At 36.7% G+C, this 18,073-nt stretch carries 16 protein-coding genes; 4 read left to right on the top strand and 12 right to left on the bottom strand.

Annotation, left to right across the window (positions count from 1 at the left end; translation table 11 throughout):
- Nucleotides 1-609: 609 nt before the first annotated feature.
- The 4 genes from DBX25_RS18030 to DBX25_RS18015 all read right to left on the bottom strand — a co-directional run bounded on the left by DBX25_RS18030 (nucleotide 610) and on the right by DBX25_RS18015 (nucleotide 5,455).
- The gene (locus DBX25_RS18030; RefSeq protein WP_108672173.1) at nucleotides 610-1,311 is read right to left on the bottom strand and encodes an N-acetyltransferase; all 702 of its coding nucleotides are present in this window, start codon (nucleotides 1,309-1,311) and stop codon (nucleotides 610-612) included.
- A 12-nt stretch (nucleotides 1,312-1,323) separates the two neighbouring features.
- Nucleotides 1,324-2,433: a mandelate racemase/muconate lactonizing enzyme family protein gene (locus DBX25_RS18025; protein ID WP_108672172.1), complete on the bottom strand. Its 1,110-nt coding sequence runs from the start codon at nucleotides 2,431-2,433 to the stop codon at nucleotides 1,324-1,326.
- A 30-nt stretch (nucleotides 2,434-2,463) separates the two neighbouring features.
- Nucleotides 2,464-3,885: a Na+/H+ antiporter NhaC gene (nhaC, locus tag DBX25_RS18020; RefSeq protein ID WP_108672171.1), complete on the bottom strand. Its 1,422-nt coding sequence runs from the start codon at nucleotides 3,883-3,885 to the stop codon at nucleotides 2,464-2,466.
- 286 nt (nucleotides 3,886-4,171) lie between these two features.
- Nucleotides 4,172-5,455, bottom strand: a complete 1,284-nt coding sequence (locus DBX25_RS18015; protein WP_108672170.1) for a Glu/Leu/Phe/Val family dehydrogenase — start codon at nucleotides 5,453-5,455, stop codon at nucleotides 4,172-4,174.
- A gap of 403 nt (nucleotides 5,456-5,858) precedes the next feature.
- Between DBX25_RS18015 and DBX25_RS18010 the strand changes: the two genes are divergently transcribed.
- Nucleotides 5,859-7,268 carry a sigma-54 interaction domain-containing protein gene (locus DBX25_RS18010; protein WP_108672169.1) on the top strand — a complete coding sequence of 470 codons (1,410 nt, stop codon included), beginning with the start codon at nucleotides 5,859-5,861 and terminating at the stop codon, nucleotides 7,266-7,268.
- Between the two features lie 290 nt (nucleotides 7,269-7,558).
- Here the strand turns inward: DBX25_RS18010 and groL are convergent, their stop codons facing one another.
- Nucleotides 7,559-9,181: a chaperonin GroEL gene (groL, locus tag DBX25_RS18005; RefSeq protein ID WP_108672168.1), complete on the bottom strand. Its 1,623-nt coding sequence runs from the start codon at nucleotides 9,179-9,181 to the stop codon at nucleotides 7,559-7,561.
- Between the two features lie 45 nt (nucleotides 9,182-9,226).
- Nucleotides 9,227-9,511 (bottom strand): co-chaperone GroES, encoded by a 285-nt coding sequence (gene groES, locus DBX25_RS18000; protein WP_108672167.1) that lies wholly within the window; start codon nucleotides 9,509-9,511, stop codon nucleotides 9,227-9,229.
- Between the two features lie 325 nt (nucleotides 9,512-9,836).
- On the opposite strand from groES, the gene DBX25_RS17995 reads away from it, so the two are divergent.
- Together DBX25_RS17995 and DBX25_RS17990 are read left to right on the top strand one after the other, a co-directional pair.
- Nucleotides 9,837-10,562 (top strand): CPBP family intramembrane glutamic endopeptidase, encoded by a 726-nt coding sequence (locus tag DBX25_RS17995; protein WP_108672166.1) that lies wholly within the window; start codon nucleotides 9,837-9,839, stop codon nucleotides 10,560-10,562.
- A gap of 40 nt (nucleotides 10,563-10,602) precedes the next feature.
- The gene (locus DBX25_RS17990; RefSeq protein WP_108672165.1) at nucleotides 10,603-10,809 is read left to right on the top strand and encodes a YdiK family protein; all 207 of its coding nucleotides are present in this window, start codon (nucleotides 10,603-10,605) and stop codon (nucleotides 10,807-10,809) included.
- Nucleotides 10,810-10,842: 33 nt separating this feature from the next.
- Here the strand turns inward: DBX25_RS17990 and DBX25_RS17985 are convergent, their stop codons facing one another.
- Nucleotides 10,843-11,403, bottom strand: coding sequence for a GNAT family N-acetyltransferase (locus DBX25_RS17985; protein ID WP_108672164.1), 561 nt, complete (start codon nucleotides 11,401-11,403; stop codon nucleotides 10,843-10,845).
- A gap of 82 nt (nucleotides 11,404-11,485) precedes the next feature.
- Nucleotides 11,486-12,136, bottom strand: a complete 651-nt coding sequence (locus DBX25_RS17980; protein WP_108672163.1) for a redox-sensing transcriptional repressor Rex — start codon at nucleotides 12,134-12,136, stop codon at nucleotides 11,486-11,488.
- A 650-nt stretch (nucleotides 12,137-12,786) separates the two neighbouring features.
- On the opposite strand from DBX25_RS17980, the gene DBX25_RS17975 reads away from it, so the two are divergent.
- Nucleotides 12,787-14,700 (top strand): ABC-F family ATP-binding cassette domain-containing protein, encoded by a 1,914-nt coding sequence (locus tag DBX25_RS17975; RefSeq protein ID WP_108672162.1) that lies wholly within the window; start codon nucleotides 12,787-12,789, stop codon nucleotides 14,698-14,700.
- 298 nt (nucleotides 14,701-14,998) lie between these two features.
- Here DBX25_RS17975 and tsaD read toward each other — a convergent pair whose 3' ends face one another.
- Genes tsaD through tsaE form a run of 4 tightly spaced genes read right to left on the bottom strand, consistent with a single transcriptional unit; the run spans nucleotide 14,999 to nucleotide 17,629 of the window.
- Entirely contained in the window at nucleotides 14,999-16,012 is a 1,014-nt protein-coding gene (gene tsaD / locus DBX25_RS17970) for a tRNA (adenosine(37)-N6)-threonylcarbamoyltransferase complex transferase subunit TsaD (RefSeq protein ID WP_108672161.1), read from the bottom strand.
- Nucleotides 16,009-16,461, bottom strand: coding sequence for a ribosomal protein S18-alanine N-acetyltransferase (gene rimI, locus DBX25_RS17965; RefSeq protein WP_108672160.1), 453 nt, complete (start codon nucleotides 16,459-16,461; stop codon nucleotides 16,009-16,011). The genes tsaD and rimI overlap by 4 nt, the downstream gene beginning before the upstream one ends.
- Nucleotides 16,462-16,484: 23 nt before the next feature.
- Nucleotides 16,485-17,177, bottom strand: coding sequence for a tRNA (adenosine(37)-N6)-threonylcarbamoyltransferase complex dimerization subunit type 1 TsaB (gene tsaB, locus DBX25_RS17960; RefSeq protein WP_108672159.1), 693 nt, complete (start codon nucleotides 17,175-17,177; stop codon nucleotides 16,485-16,487).
- Nucleotides 17,177-17,629, bottom strand: a complete 453-nt coding sequence (tsaE, locus tag DBX25_RS17955; RefSeq protein WP_108672158.1) for a tRNA (adenosine(37)-N6)-threonylcarbamoyltransferase complex ATPase subunit type 1 TsaE — start codon at nucleotides 17,627-17,629, stop codon at nucleotides 17,177-17,179. Before tsaE ends, tsaB begins: the two co-directional genes overlap by 1 nt.
- Nucleotides 17,630-18,073 lie beyond the last annotated feature (444 nt).

Below are 18,073 nucleotides of genomic sequence, written 5' to 3'. Positions count from 1 at the left end.
TTACTTTTTACCTCGATACATTCCCAAATAAACCAAATCTTGGATAAATATCATATAAAAAATTTCAAACCTACTCATTAAGTATCATTAATTATTTACCGCGTCAAAGTCATGTCGAATCTTGTCTGGTACTAAAGAAACACATCCCCTTAGTCAATTAGGTTATTTTCCAGAATTTTCATCTGTAAGTTCCCTTCCAGCAGCAATCTACTATCTCCCTGAATTAGGTAAAAGGAAGTGTACTATATTACAAACATTAAGATTTATGGACCTTAATAATCGTTTTTGTAGACTAGCATTTAAGAATACCGGTATATGTATGTGTCTTTTAAACATCCATGGAATAAAAAAATTTAATAAATAAAAAAGACGCATAATTCTTCATGCGCCACTCACAAATCCGTATGGTGTCATAGCTTACGATTCCTCCATATTCAACCATATACAAGAAAATAAGACCGATTCCCTCAAACCTTTGTTTGTCCGCTTCTCTTAAGATTATTAATAATGAATACTTATGAACCGTCTAGTCTCATTTTGTATGATCCACTAATTACCTTTTGAATTTCTTCATTAAAAAACCCCATCCTTATTAAGAATGGGGATACTTTATTTCATTTTTTCAAACAATACAACAAACTCTCCGTTAATTTCTTTCAGACCAATTCCTCTCCAACCATTTGCTAGTAAAGATTCCTGATTGGTTAAATCATGTAGTGGAAGATGAGTCGTTTCGAACGAAGAGCCTTGATCATTGTGTGCAATTTCCTTAACGAATATATATCGCTTCTTATCGCCGTATTTTGTCTTCAATGCAGCAATCTTCATTTGTTGAGCAAACTTGTCCTTCAGGCTTGGGATATTAAAAGGTGAAACTGTACAACAAATATGTGTATATCGTGTTTTCCTCTTTGCCAATTCATCCATGATAAGGGTTGCTAACGTTTGCTGTAATTTGTTTCCGCGGTATATAGGATGGACCATGGAAATTTCCTGATAAATGATATTTGGTAAATCTTCTTCCCTAAAGCCAATATCATATCCAAGATGTTCTTGATCAATTTCAGGTACTAATAGCGCACGAAAAGCAACTAACTGTGATTCTACAAATGCGCCTATCATAAACCCATTGCCTTCTAGGATAAATTGGTATTCTTCAATTGTTAGTGGTTGTAGACTCTCATTATCAATTAACATGTCAACAGTAGTCTGCTGCAAGCGCATTATTTCACTTAAGTGATTTATGCTTAGTGGTTGAACTTGAAATAATTGTTGACCTTTTACTAGCTTACCTTCATAAATAATGGTCATAATCTCACTCCATTACTTTACTTTATCACCAAACACCGTTAATTCTTTCAACACATCTTCTTTAATCTCTACACCTAGTCCAGAACAGTCATTTAATCTAATAAACGGCACATCGTAATGAAGATTAGCAACATCTTTTGAAAATTTTAAAGGTCCTGTTAGTTCAACACTTGTAATGATTTTCTTAGAGAACGCAACATGAAAGCCTGCAGCTGACCCGATGGAGGATTCGACCATTGAACCGATTTGACACTCCATCCCCACCATTTCTGCTTGGTGAGCTAATTTGACAGCTGGATAGATTCCCCCACATTTCATCAATTTAATATTAACTTTGTCGGCCGCATTTTTCTGAATAATTTCTCTCATTTCACGTGGCCCTTTTAAGCCTTCATCAATCATAAGAGGAATATCTGTTTTTGACCGAATATGTGACATTCCATCAATGTCGTCTGCCAAAACAGGCTGTTCAATCCAATCCAGATTATAATCTTTTAGAAAACGAATAGCCAATAATGTTTTGGAACTATTTCCCCAACCTTGATTAACATCTACACGAATAGCTATTTGATCCCCTACACGATCTCTTACCATCTGAATTCTATTGACATCTTTTTGAATCTCCGTGCCCACCTTCATTTTAAATGAACGATAACCCTTTTCAACCATTCGTGCTGCTTCATTAGCCATAGCATCCGGCTCTGCAATGCTTAGCACATGTGTTATTGGGAACTCATCATGAAAACGTCCACCAATCAATTGATACACTGGTTGTCCGAGTTTTTTTCCCATGATATCAAAACATCCTATATCAATTGCTGCTTTTGCTGTCGGCACACCGTATATTAACTGGTTCATAATAAAATGAACTTTCTCGATATTCATTGGATTCTGGCCAATTAGTGCAGGAGCCAGCTTGTGTTTTAGAATCGAATAAGTACTCTCCCAAGTTTCGCCCGTTACATGTTCATCCGCTACTGCCTCACCATATCCTATAATTCCTTCATCCGTTACTATTTTGACTATGATGGATGGCATATAGTCGTACGTCTGATAGCTAACGACGAAGGGTTCATGGAGAGGCAAGTGGATGGCATAAAGTTCAATTTCCGTAATTTTCATTAGCCATCCCTCCCCTCATTTCTTTAAAAATTATGCATGCGATGTAATATCATCATTCTTTTGCATATCGATTATTTCTGATTCACTTAATTTCGCAATAGTAAATCCTGTCATAGAATAAATAATCGAAATGATTGGTACTATGAAATTCAATACTGCATATGGCGCATAGTCGAATGCGTGCACACCAAGCGTTCCAAGGATAAAAACTCCACAAGTGTTCCAAGGTATGAACACCGAGGTTAATGTGCCGCCATCTTCAAGAGCACGCGATAAATTTTTTGAATGAAGCCCTTTTTCTTTGTATGCTTTTGCATACATACGGGATGGAATGACTATTGAGATATATTGCTCCGAACACGTAGCATTTGTAGCAAAACACGAGAAAATAGTAGACACTATAAGTGTTTTCGCAGATTTCGTGATTTTTAAAATCTGTTTAACGATAGCTTGAAGCATACCTGTATGTTCCAATATTCCACCAAAAGTCATCGCTACAATCGTCATTGATACAGTGTACATCATGGAATCTAATCCACCACGATTAAATAAATCATCAACCATTGCATTGCCAGTTTCGATAGAGAAACCGCCTTGTAATGTTGCAACAGCGTCAGAGAAAGAGCCCCCTTGTATGAAAACATGGGACAATAAGCCAAGAACAATACCAGAAATTAACGCTGGGATGGCAGGAACCTTTTTTGCTACTAAAAGAATGACAATAAGTGGAATGATTAATAAGAAAGGTGAAATGACAAAGCTATCTTCCAAGACACCAATCGTCTTTTGAATATCTTTAGTGTCCACGCCACTTTGACCAAAATTCCTTCCTAAGAAACCGTAAACAATAAGAGCGATTATAAGACCAGGAATAGTTGTATAAAGCATATGACGAATGTGCTCAAATAAATCAGTCTTGGTCAAACCAGAAGCTAGGTTCGTTGTGTCTGAAAGCGGTGACATTTTATCACCAAAATAAGACCCTGAAATGATTGCTCCAGCGATCATAGGAGCTGGAATACCCATACTCATTCCAATCCCCATACCAGCAACACCAATTGTTCCCATGGTTGACCATGAGCTTCCAATTGCTAAAGAAACGACTGAACAGATAATTGTGATTGATACTAGAAATAATGAAGGTGTAATAATTTTTAACCCATAATAAATCATGGTTGCAACAATACCTCCACCTATCCAAGCACCAATTGTTAAACCAACAAGTATTATGATAACAATTGCCGGAAGAGCGAGACGAATCCCTTTATACATGGCCTCTTCAATTTCTTTCCAAGAGTAACCAGAACGCCATGCAACTATTGCTGCAACAGTGGTTCCTACTATTAATGGAATATGAGGACCTTGTTCTAGTACAATGATTGTTAGAGTCATAGCCACAATCATGAAGACAAGTGGTATCATCGATATCCCAAACGACATTTCTTTCTTCATAATAATTTCTCCCTCGATGTTCGTATTTTTGTGTGAATTCTAATGATAGGTTGGTATAAGTAAAGCTATTAAATTTCCCAACCATTTTCTCAACCTACCAGTAAAATCAGTTATTATGTAACCGCTACCAAATATAACTATATGACCTTACTTCAAAATCAAATCAGTAAATCTTTTAGTGTATATACTTTACATATAATTACATATAACACGAAATAGATTGGCATTACGTAGAGTGGAATTGAAAGGTATGTTGGAACATACCTTTTCATTTACTTCACCTAGCTTATACCCAACCTCTAAAGTGTGATGCTTCTGCCATTTTGCGCGCGCCTACCATATATGCCGCCAAACGCATATTAACATCTCTCGATTGGGACAAGTCATATACATTATTGAATGATCTAACAATGATTGAGCGCAATTTCTCTGCAACTTCTTCCTCACTCCAATAGTAACCTTGATTATTTTGAACCCATTCAAAATATGAAACAGTTACTCCCCCTGAGCTTGCCAATACATCTGGAACTAGAAGAATTTCTCTTTCAGTGAGAATTTTCGTTGCTTCTAATGTAGTCGGACCATTTGCCGCTTCGACAATAATTGAAGCTTTGATGTTGTGCGCATTAGTAGCTGTTATTTGATTAGAAATTGCTGCTGGCACAAGAATATCACATTCTAATTCTAATAATTCTTGATTGGTAATTGTATTTTCAAATTGATTTGTCACTGTACCGAAACTATCTCTACAATCTAATAAATAATTTATATCAAGTCCATCTGGATTATATAACGCGCCTAGAGCATCTGATATCCCAATCACTTTCGCTCCTGCATCATGCATAAATTTAGCTAAGAAACTGCCTGCGTTTCCAAACCCTTGAATCACTACTCGAGCTCCTACTAAATCTATACCTTTTTTCTTTGCTGCCTCTTCAATACAAATGGTCACACCTTGTGCCGTAGCAGTTTCACGACCATGAGAACCCCCTAATACAAGTGGCTTTCCTGTTATGAAACCTGGAGAATCATTTTCTCGCAATCTACTATATTCATCCATCATCCATGACATAATTTGAGAGTTTGTATAAACATCTGGAGCAGGAATATCTTTTGTAGGACCAACAATTTGGCTAATAGCTCGTACATATCCTCTACTTAAACGTTCTAGCTCTCCAAATGACATTTGCCTAGGATCACAAATAATTCCGCCTTTACCTCCACCATACGGTAAATCCACAATCCCACATTTTAAACTCATCCAAATGGATAATGCCTTGACTTCATCTTCATCTACTTCTGGATGAAATCTAATTCCACCTTTTGTTGGTCCAACAGCATCATTATGTTGAGCGCGATAACCCGTGAATATTTCAACACGACCATCGTCCATTTTTACAGGTATACGTACTGTTAACATACGTAACGGCTCTTTCAACAACTCATAAAACTCTTCTGCATAACCAAGTTTCTCTAGTGCATCTTTAATAACAATTTGGGTAGAAGTAAATAAATTTAACGATTCTTCTTGTTTAACTTCATTATTTGTCTTATTTAGTGTTGCTTCCATGGTATTCCACCTCTACGAGAAATATTGCCCAATCAAACAATAGAATAAATCCAAACTCTCTTTTTGTTCTCTTTACTATATTAAATCTAGTTTCATCAGATTTTTAACTCTTTTCTCTCCTTTGTAAGTGTTTTCATTTTTCTACTAAGATACAATGCAAATTCCATGCCAGTTCTATAATAATCATCATTTATATTGAATTATTCTGAAAAAAATGTTTATTCAACTACTACGTTCTAAAATATTTCAATGTTTTTTAGTCTTGCAGATCCTAACAAAATGCAATTTCAAATTGCATTGACTATTTTTTTTTGCACAAATAAGAGCAATATTATATTGCACCTCAACTATCTATCTCTTAAAATAGAATACTGTTAGCTACCTGTTAGAAAAGGGGATCAAAATGAATCATAACGTAAAAAACTATCCTCATATATTTATTGAAAAAATTTTGGATGAGATTGATGTCGGAATTCATGCGATAGACGAAAAAGGTAAAACTATTATCTATAATAGAAAAATGAGCGAGATCGAGGGAATGTTGGTAGAAGATGTATTAGATAAAAATGTATTAGAAGTATTTCCTTTCCAACACGCTAGTGAGAGTACGTTATTACAAACACTTCTATACAATAATGTTAATAAAAATATTAAACAGACCTATTTCAATAATAAAGGACAAGAAATCACAACGATTAATGATACCTTTCCAATTAAAAAAAATAACAAAATTATTGGTGCAATCGAGATCGCAAAGGACATAACAAAATTAGAGCGACTTATAAAAGAGAATTCCAGTAAGAAAACAGGCACCAGATACACCTTTGATCAAATTATTTTTGGTGACAATTCTGTGATGAAAGATGTGATTGAAACAAGTAAACGCGCTACTCGAACATCCTCATCTGTTCTCATCGTTGGAGAAACTGGGACGGGTAAGGAACTCTTTGCACAAAGTATTCACAATGGGAGTAATCGATCTTCAAAACCATTCATTTCCCAGAACTGTGCTGCACTTCCTGATAGTTTAATAGAAAGCTTGTTATTTGGTACAAAAAAAGGCGCATTTACTGGTGCAATTGAAAGACCAGGGTTATTTGAACAAGCGGAAGGTGGAACCATTTTACTAGATGAACTGAACGCTTTGGATATTTCATTGCAAGCCAAATTGCTACGCGCATTACAAGAGAATACTATTCGTAGAGTGGGAGATACAAAAGATATTCCAATTGATGTCCGCATCATAGCAACTATAAATGAAGATCCAGTTGACGCAATAGCAAATGGAAGGCTACGTAAAGATTTATTTTATCGATTAAGTGTTGTATCAATTTTCATTCCACCTCTACGTGAAAGAAAAGAAGATATCCCTCTTCTTATAAAACAATTTATTGATAAATACAACACTAGATTTGGATTGAATATTGATGGAGTTGAAGAAGAGGTCCTTGAACGTTTTCAATTATATGATTGGCCTGGTAATGTTCGAGAGCTACAGCATGTCATTGAAGGGGCAATGAACTTAGTTGACTATGAAGAATGGATCTCAACCATACACTTACCTATTCAAACTCGGATGAAGACTCAATTCAATTTTCAAACTGAACCTCCACACATCGAAGAGCCTATTTCTATAAATAATCGTCCTTGCAAAAAACTGGAAGAACAAATGATGGAAGTAGAAAAAAAATACATTACGAAAACATTGAGTGATTACAATCACAACATTTCCCATACAGCAAAAGCACTTGGTATTAGTCGACAAAGTCTACAGTATCGCATAAGAAAATATCAGATTAGCACAAAAGGATAAGAATATAGTAGGCGCATGAAATCATACATGCGCCTACTATATTTTCTTCTATATGATTGCATAACTAGCTGCAGTTACTGCTTACTAGCAATAAGAATAAACATGGGATAGATAATTAGGCTATTATTATTAAAGATACTACATAATGCATCACCTACTATCTTAAGCAACAGAAAAAGGCTTCTCAAAAGTTGAATCAACTAATGAGAAGCCTCTTTTATATACCTGATAATAGCATTTCGTTAGCAACTCGCTTTAAAATCCTTATTTATCAAGGATTTTAGCGATTATTACATCATGCCGCCCATTCCGCCCATATCAGGCATCATTGGAGCTTTGTTTTCTTCTGGCTTGTCAGCAACAACTGCTTCAGTCGTTAAGAACATAGCTGCAACAGATGCTGCGTTTTGAAGCGCAGAACGAGTAACCTTAGTAGGATCGACGATACCAGCTTCAATCATGTTCACCCACTCACCAGTAGCAGCGTTGAATCCAGTTCCAACTTCTTCACGCTTTAAGCGCTCTACGATTACAGAACCTTCAAGACCTGCATTGTGAGAGATTTGGCGAACTGGCTCTTCCATCGCACGTAATACGATGTTGATACCTGTTGCTGCATCACCTTCAGCTTGGATTTCAGCTACTTTATTATATACGTTAAGAAGTGCTACACCACCACCGGAAACGATACCTTCTTCAACCGCTGCACGAGTGGAGTTAAGTGCATCTTCAATACGTAGTTTACGCTCTTTAAGCTCAGTTTCAGTAGCAGCACCAACTTTGATAACCGCTACGCCACCAGCTAGTTTAGCAAGACGCTCTTGTAATTTTTCACGATCGAACTCAGAAGTTGTTTCTTCTAATTGAACACGGATTTGGTTAACACGTGCGTCGATTGCTGATTTTTCACCAGCACCTTCAACGATTGTTGTATTTTCTTTTGTAACAACAACCTTAGCAGCGCGACCAAGAGAAGCAATTGTTGCAGATTTAAGGTCACGGCCTAACTCTTCAGTGATTACCTCACCGCCAGTTAGTGCAGCGATATCTTCAAGCATTGCTTTACGACGGTCACCGAAGCCAGGAGCTTTAACAGCTACTGCGTTGAAAGTTCCACGTAGTTTGTTCACTACAAGAGTTGCAAGAGCTTCCCCTTCAACATCTTCAGCAATCATTAATAGTGGCTTACCTTGTTGAACTACTTGCTCAAGAACTGGTAGGATTTCTTGAATGCTACCGATTTTCTTATCAGTAATTAAGATATATGGATTGTCTAAAACAGCTTCCATTTTATCTGAATCAGTAACCATGTATGGAGAAGCATATCCACGATCGAATTGCATACCTTCTACTACATCTAACTCAGTAGTGAAGCCTTTTGATTCTTCGATTGTGATAACTCCGTCGTTACCAACGCGTTCCATAGCTTCTGCAATCAATTGACCTACTTCTTCGTCAGCTGCAGAAATAGCAGCTACTTGTGCGATAGAAGCTTTGCCTTCGATTGGTTTAGAGATAGCTTTTAGCTCTTCAACAGCCACTGAAACAGCTTTCTCGATTCCTTTGCGAAGACCCATAGGATTTGCACCAGCAGTTACGTTTTTCAATCCTTCACGAATCATAGCTTGTGCTAATACCGTAGCGGTAGTCGTACCGTCACCTGCGATGTCATTCGTTTTGCTTGCAACTTCAGCAACTAGTTTTGCACCCATGTTTTCGAATGCATCTTCTAATTCGATTTCCTTAGCAATTGTCACGCCATCGTTTGTGATTAGTGGCGAACCGAATTTCTTTTCAAGAACGACGTTACGTCCTTTAGGTCCAAGTGTTACTTTAACTGCGTTTGCAAGAGCATCTACACCACGAAGCATCGAACGGCGAGCTTCTTCACTGAACTTAATCTCTTTAGCCATTTTCCATTACCTCCCTAAAATTTAACGATTCAATTAAGTATTAAATTAGCCAATAACAGCTAAAATGTCGCTTTCACGTAAAATTAAGTATTCAGTACCTTCATATTTCACTTCAGTACCAGCATATTTTGAGAAGATGATACGATCGCCAACAGCAACCTCTAAAGCAACACGCTCGCCATTATCAAGCACGCGACCTGTACCAACGGAAACGACTTTACCTTCTTGAGGCTTTTCCTTTGCAGTATCAGGCAAAACAATACCGCTAGCAGTTTTTTCTTCTGAAGCAACTAGTTCAATAATAACGCGATCACCTAATGGTTTAATCAAGTAAAACGACCTCCTCATACTTTTCCATCTTTTTCTTTATTAGCACTCATCGTCTTAGAGTGCTAACACAATTTATATATTAAATAATTCCTTTTCGTTTTGCAAGTAGAAAACAATAAAATTTCATGAGATTTTCTACGAAGTTATTCTCGGTCCAATTCTATCCTTTACTAATCAATCCTACAATAAACCTTACATTTGAAAGGGTTCCCGACTCCCTGTACAATAAAGGAGAATACTTTCTTATGGTAAGTAACTAAAATAATAAAAGAAAAACCAAATTACATATGTAAATTGGATCTATCCAAAAGGAGAGACACTAGGATTGAAAAAAGAATATTGGTTTATACTGATTGCATATATTGCCATGCAGCTTTCTAGCATAGTTGGGGTTCCAATTATGATGGGTGTCGGTTTTGGATTGGGTTGGAGAGGTGAGGAACTACAAATTAAATCCGGAGGATATTGGATTGTCATCAGCTTTGTTATCACACTTCTTATTGTGCTGCTGTTTTTAAGAAATGAGAGAAAACAAGAGCTAGTGCGTGAACATCAATCATCCGTATCTACCTCCGTTCTATGGGCCATTGGTGGCGTTTTTATGGCTTTCTTTGCTCAAATCATTGCAGCATCCATTGAAAAAGCCATCGGGATCGAACCTGGGTCAGAAAATACACTTAGGATTATGGAGCTCATTCAGTCTATTCCTGCAGTCATGATTGTCAGTTCTATCATCGGTCCAATTTTAGAAGAAATTGTATTCCGAAAAATCATTTTTGGAGCGTTATACAAAAAGATGAATTTCTTCTTTGCAGCCCTTCTAAGCTCTGTCATCTTTGGTTTCGCCCATTTTGAACCCATCCATATCATTTTGTATTCAGCAATGGGCTTCACCTTTGCGTTTTTGTATGTAAAAACGAATCGAATCCTCGTACCGATCATTGCTCATATGACCATGAATACTATAGTAGTGATTCTACAAAGCTATCGCGAGGAAATGGAGGAATTCATCAAGCAAGCAGAGACTGCAGCGTTTTTGCTATTATTTTGATATAGTATAAAGTAGGTACCGTCAGTATTTGGAGGAATGTATGAGACGACAATCACCCCTAATGACAGGATTAATTTATATCATCTTAGGTATTTTATTCACCGTTTTCGCGGTGCAAAATGTATCAACCGCCGGATGGAATTTTTTCTCATTTTTATTAATCATTCTTGCAACCATCGATTTTGGTTCAGGCTTCCGTATGATTATGTTGCATTTAAAACTTAAATCCATTCAGAAGAAAAAATAATAAATGGGCAACCTTACTGTGTTGCCCATTTTGCTATTTTACTTCAGCAAATATACAAGTGTCAGTTAATCGATTACCTTCTACAGAAACACTATGGTTCCTAAGTATACCTTCAAGGGTCAAGCCTAACCTTTCTGGTATGGCTCGACTTTTTTGATTATCTGTATCCATACGAATTTCAATCCTTCTTGCTTTTAACTCTGTGAATGCGAAATCCATTATTCCTTTAACAGCCTCTGTCATATACCCTTTACCACTGTATCTTGTATCAATCCAATATCCAATTTCAAACTTTGGAATTGACCAGTCAATTCTATGTAATCCAGAAGAAGCAATAAATTCACCTGTTTCTTTTAAAACAACTAGTAAACGTAAATCCTCTCTCTTTAGAAAGTTTAGGTGTGCCTCCCTAATATTGGCTTCCACATCCTCAATAGATTGGTCTTTATGGGCAAAGGGCATCCATGGTTTTAATTCAGGAAGTGATGCCTTGATAGCATCATAGACAGCTCTCCCATCTCCAGGTTTCGGCATCCGGATTAATAATCTTTCTGTAGTAAATTCAGTAGGAAAATCAAGTAATATTGGTTTCAATTTATGCTCTCCCTATACTTTCTCTTAATAATAGAAGAGCTGTAGTCTTGTTATTTCTAACAAAATCTACAGCTCGATTAGCTTAAAGAGTTTCTTCCACAATCGGATAATGCTTCAAAAAATAGGCCAAAGATTGTAGTTCTACCGCCAAATCAATGTGATGTACTCGAATGGAAGCTGGAACGTTCAGTCTTGCCGGTGTAAAGTTTAAAATCCCCTTTACATCTGATGAAACCAATCGATCTGTGATTGGTTGAGCCACTGGGGCCGGCACAGTTAAAATGGCTACAGTCACCCCTTCAACTTGTAAGCGTTCCTCTATATCATCCATATGATAAACGGGAACATCTCCAATTTTCGTTCCTACCTTCTCTTCATCCACATCAAAGGCCATTTCTATTTTGGTATTATTATTTTTCAAAAAATTATAATTCAAAAATGCGGTCCCTAGATTTCCTACCCCTATTAATGCAACTTTAGTCAGTTCATCTTGATCTAAAGTTTTTCTAAAAAAGCTCAATAGATAATTTACGTTATATCCATATCCCTTTTTCCCAAGAGCACCAAAGTAAGAAAAATCTCTTCGAATAGTCGCTGAGTCGACTTTAACCGCTTCACTTAACTCAGCAGATGAAACCCTTTGTTTTCCTGATGAATGTAAATTTTTTAAAAACCGATAATATAAGGGTAACCGTTTAGCCGTTGCTTGCGGAATTTTCATTTCTTGAGTCATATATTCCCCTCCATCAACCTCTAGCTCACTGCTTCTTAAGTTTGTTTTATGAAAATCAGGGCTTGATATACCACCAGCTAAGTTTCTAAAAATGTAGGACCACTGTTATCTCTTTATCAATGGTCTTGCATATACGGTCAATGATGCTGCAGTTGAACCTGTTAGTGCTTCCATTTAGACACCTGTTGAACCCTTGGTTTTCTTCTTACTTCTATTGTTAATTAATAACCCTATCTCCTGGTTCAGATCCAAGTCAATATCGACTCCATGGATAGAAATCCGATGACATCGGTAGGATGGAGAATGTACTTTTAGTGGTCATGATCCAGCTATTTGGGCGACTGTCAGTACACCATTTTTTCATTCTCTATTGGATATTTTATTATATATCTTTGTTCACTAGAATGCTTGAAATCTCATTTGCCATTCGGACTGTATCAGGCTTGTTGCTAAAACATCTACCATTTTAGCTCTGCCTTTTTCATCCAATATGTGTGTAAAAGCCTCCATGCAGAACCTCTCCATATGATGATACACTATTTTTTTCGATTTGTGTGTATGCATTATTACTTAAAACATCAGGCGGCTGTATTGCTCTTTGCTTCTTCTTTCGTTTACACTTACATTATGTAAATTGAGGTGATATAATTATGATTTTGTTACAAGTAAACCAACTTTCAAAATATTATGGGGCAGAAATGGTTCTGTCTAATATAAAACTTGAAATACAAAATAAAGACCGGGTCGGATTGGTCGGCAGAAACGGCGCTGGAAAGTCCACACTCTTAAAAATTATTGCCGGACAAATGTCCCATGATGGCGGAGAAATGATTAAACCTAAGGATGTAACGATTGGATATTTGGCCCAAAATACTGGCCTTGAATCCAGTCTATCCATCTGGGCAGAAATGTTGACCGTATTTCAACCAGTCATCGAAATGGAGAAAAAATTACGTTCATTGGAAGAAACCATGTCGAACCCTGATATTTTTGACAATGATGAAGTATATCAGAAAATTATTAAAGAATATGATCAACTACAAATTCGTTTCAAGGAAATAGGAGGATATCAATATGAATCAGATATCCGCTCTGTTCTTCATGGGCTACAATTCTCTACATTCAGCACAGATACTCTAATCTCTACTCTCAGTGGAGGACAAAAAACGAGACTTGCTTTAGCCAAATTACTTTTAACAAAACCCGATATTCTGATTCTGGATGAGCCTACCAATCACTTGGACATCGAAACTTTAACTTGGCTGGAACAATATCTTCAAGGATATGACGGCGCAGTACTCATCGTTTCCCATGACCGTTATTTTATGGATAAGGTTGTAAACCAAGTTTATGAAATATCTAGACAGTCTATCAAAAAATATTATGGAAATTACAGTGAATACTTGATTCGTAAAGCTGAAGATTTTGAACGCGATTTGAAACAATTCGAGAAACAACAAGACGAAATTGAAAAACTCAAGGATTTTGTCCAAAGAAACATCGCTAGAGCATCGACGACTAAAAGAGCTCAAAGTAGAAGGAAACAACTCGAAAGAATGACGGTAATGGACAGGCCCTTAGGGGATGAAAAATCGGCAAACTTCTCATTTCAAATTGAAAAACAAAGTGGAAATGAAGTATTAAATAGCAAAGATCTTTCCATCGGGTATGACAAACCCGTATCCTTAAACATCTCTATGAGAATTACGAAAGGCGAAAGTATTGCCCTTGTTGGTCCAAACGGTGTTGGGAAATCTACTCTATTAAAAACACTGATTGGCAAGTTGTCTTCATTCCATGGAAGTTTTCAATTTGGTACGAATGTGCAGGTTGGGTACTATGATCAAGAGCAAGCAAATTTAGTTTCAAACAAACGTGTTTTGAATGAGCTATGGGATGATTATCCACAAAAGAATGAAAAAGAGATTCGAACCGTATTAGGCAATTTCCTCTTCTCTGGAGATGATGTGCTAAAAACCGTTTCCACTTTATCTGGTGGAGAAAAGGCTAGACTGGCACTTGCTAAGCTCATGATGCAAAAAGCTAATTTCCTTATTCTAGACGAACCTACCAACCACTTAGACTTAGATAGTAAAATTGTCCTTGAAAATGCACTGATTGATTACCCAGGCACATTGCTATTTGTATCTCATGATCGGTATTTTATTAATCGGATAGCTACAAAGGTTTTTGAATTATCACAATCTGGTACTGAAGAATTCCTTGGCGATTATGATTACTATCTAGAGAAAAAACAAGAGCAAGCAGAACTTGAAATGCTTGAATCCTTAAACAAAGTCGAAACTGTAAAGGTAGATGACAAATCTAGTTATCAATTAGACAAAGAAGCAAAAAAAGTTGAAAGACAAAGGATTAGACGACTTGAAGAAATTGAAAATAAAATGGAGCTGCTAGAGGCAGAAATTACATCTATTAATGCCCAATTATGTGATCCTGATATTTTCCAAGACCATAAAAAAGTATTAGACCTCAATCAACAGCTAGAAAATGCCAATAATGAATTAGATTCTCTTATGGAAGAATGGGAATTACTCGAAAATTGAAAGTATATGTAGATATCTGTTAATAAATGCGGCTGGCAATTTTATTGTCAGCCTTCTTTTGTGGATAAACTACCCGTTTTGTGGAAAAGTCGGGTAAAAAATGTGGATAATGTGGAAAAGTTTAAAAAAAGTTTGAAACTCAACTGTCTAATTGTGTATATGTTTGTGGATATTTCTTGGATAAGTATGAAAAAGCGCACAAAATGTCGAGGCAAGTAGTATAAATAATTCCTTACAGGAGCAAAAAGAGCAAAAAAAACTGGCCGAAAGTAATTCAGTCGGCCAGTTTTCATTATATTTATGCCTCTAAATCCAATCCTGGATGAGCATTCATATCCATTCCACCCCTTTTTCCTTTTTCAAAAAGGATGCTTCCTGCAGCAGCAATCATTGCTGCATTATCTGTACAAAGTGCCAAAGGTGGAATCACCAGTTGAATATTTTCCATTTTTTCAAATGCTTGTTCAAGCTCGTTTCTTAATCCTTTATTAGCCGCTACACCGCCTGCCAACAAGACTTGAGAGACTTTTAATTCATTGGCAGCACGCACTGTTTTTGTTACTAAAACATCAATGACGCTGTTCTGGAAACTTGCAGCAAGATCCTGCGGAGAAATGACTTCCCCGCGTTGCTCGGCATTATGTAATGTATTGATTACAGCCGATTTTAAACCACTAAAACTAAAATCATAAGACCCTTCTTCCAACCATGCACGTGGTAAATCAATGACAGGTTGACCTTCATGTGCAAGTCGGTCTATATGAGGTCCACCTGGATACGGTAGATTCAACGTACGTGCCACTTTATCATAAGCTTCCCCAGCAGCATCATCCCTTGTTTCTCCCAAAACTTTAAATACGCCGTGCTCCTCCATATACACTAACTCTGTATGTCCACCTGACACTACAAGTGATAATAATGGAAAAGAAAACTCTGTTAACAATCGATTCGCATAAATATGCCCTGCAATATGATGAACTCCTACTAATGGAATGTTATGTGCAAAAGAAATAGCTTTAGCTGCATTGACTCCAATCAAAAGAGCACCTACTAGTCCTGGACCTTCAGTAACTGCAATTGCATCTATATCTTTATATTGGATTTCCGCTTTCATCAACGCTTCTTCAAGCACTATAGTCATCTGTTCTACATGATGTCTGGAAGCAATCTCAGGTACAACTCCACCAAAACGTTTATGACTTTCAATTTGAGATGCCACTACGTTAGATAGGATTTCTCTTCCATTTTTCACAACAGCTACTGCAGTTTCATCACATGATGTTTCTATTCCGACAATAATTTGATCCTTCATATAAAATTCACCCACATTACGATAGCATCCTCTCCATTATCGGAATAATAATTTTTTCGGATACCACCTTTTTTAAATCCAAGCTTTTCATATAAGGACTGAGCGACAACATTGCTCACCCTTACCTCTAAAGTCATGGTCACTACGTTGCGAGATTTAGCAAAATTCATCATATAAGCCAGTAGCCTCTCTCCTAGCCCTCTTCCTCTATATAATGGAAGAATAGCGATATTTGTGATGTGCGCTTCATCAAGGATTAACCATGTGCCACAATAACCTATGATTTTGCCTTTATTTTCAATTACAACGTATACAGCATGTTGATTATGATGTAGCTCATTAAAAAACGCTTCTTTACTCCAAGGCAATGTAAAGGACTGATGTTCCAGTTCTAATACATCATCAAGATCTCGATCTGTCATTAGTCGAATAATCATTTTGTTTTCCATGGTCTCTCCCACTCATAAATCCCTTACTTTTTCTGTTGTTTTAGCCAATTGGTTTCAGCTTCTGCCATACGAACATAATTAGGAACAAATGAATGTACCTCAGTTGCTTCTTTTAACAAACCAAGATAAGCTAGCTCACTTGGTCTTGGATTATACATGCTTTCTGAAGCAAAAAATGCACGTTCCTGCATGATTTCTCCAATAATCTCTCGATGCAGTGGAAGATCATTTCCAATAAAAAGTACTGGTTTGTCCTTATTATACATAGTTTGAGCCCATTCTGATGATTGCAATATGCCATCTGGAATTACATTTTCTAGACTTCCATCCACATACCGGTATAGTCCTGTATAAATCTGTCCTCGTCTTCCATCAAACAATGGACTGATATATCCATCGAAATATCTACCATTTGCAGCAATCACCTCTAAGCTAGAAACCCCTACAATGGGTATTCCCAAAGTCCATGCTAGTGTTTTGGCAATAGTCACTCCAATTCGAACCCCTGTATAAGATCCAGGTCCGTTAGCAACAATGATTTTCCCTAATTCTTTTGGTTCTACTTCACATTCTTTCATGAGTTGCTGAATTGCAGGCATAGCTCGGACCGAGTGGTTTTTCTTTAAATTAGTAATATATTCTCCAATTACAGTATTTCCATCTAACAATGCAATTCCAAGTACATAATTTGAGGTATCTAAAGCTAGAACTTTCATTAAAATATCTCCTTGCAAAGCATTTCATATGATATTCCAAAAGGCTTGAATTCAATTCTTCTTTCATTATTCGCTATATGGAAAATGGAAATAGCGAGCCTTTCCTTTGGCAAGTAATCTGAAATAAGATGCGCCCACTCAACAACTGTGACACCTTCCCCTTCAAAATACTCTTCAAACCCTAAATCCTCTGAATCGTTCTCAATTCGATATACATCCATATGATATAAAGGCAATCTTCCCATATATTCCTTAATGATAGTAAAAGTAGGACTGTTCACATTACGTTGAACTCCAAGTCCTTTAGCCAAACCCTTTGTAAAAGTAGTCTTACCTGCCCCCAAGTCTCCTTCTAACGTAATTACCATTCCAGACTTAACAACGGAACCCAATTTTTCTGCCAATTGGTACGTATCCTCAGAACTTGTAGACTGATACACAAATGTATTCATGATTTTCACCTAATTATCCTAAATAAAAGTAATATTATTCCCTATGTGTAGTGTACCTTTTTTCTACCTTAGAAACAAATGATGCCTTGTCATACCTAGTATGCAAAGGATAGTTATAATCGTCAGCTTCATGACTGAATGATTAAAACCTATATCCGTTCGGTAAAATAATCCATTTATTCGGTAATAAACTTCATTATTTCGGTAATATCATAGCCAGTTTCGGTAATAAACTCAGCAGGTTCAGTAATATTTAGAAACTTCCCTTAAAGTGGTTCTCTCGAAACAGCCCATTTTAGTCCATATTTCCTTTAAAAAGGTGTAACTAATAAAAAAAGGGAAGAAGACGCCTTAATTGGCGTCTTCTCTTTACGATTCTCACAATAAATCTCTACAAATAAAAAAAGCCGAAACATGGGTTTCGTCTTGCACGTTATAATATGT

Origin of the sequence: Peribacillus acanthi (genome assembly GCF_003073175.1) — a bacterium.
Taxonomy (GTDB): domain Bacteria; phylum Bacillota; class Bacilli; order Bacillales; family DSM-1321; genus Bacillus_BN; species Bacillus_BN acanthi.
Note: the sequence above shows the minus strand (reverse complement) of the source record. Positions and strands in the feature narration are given on the sequence as shown.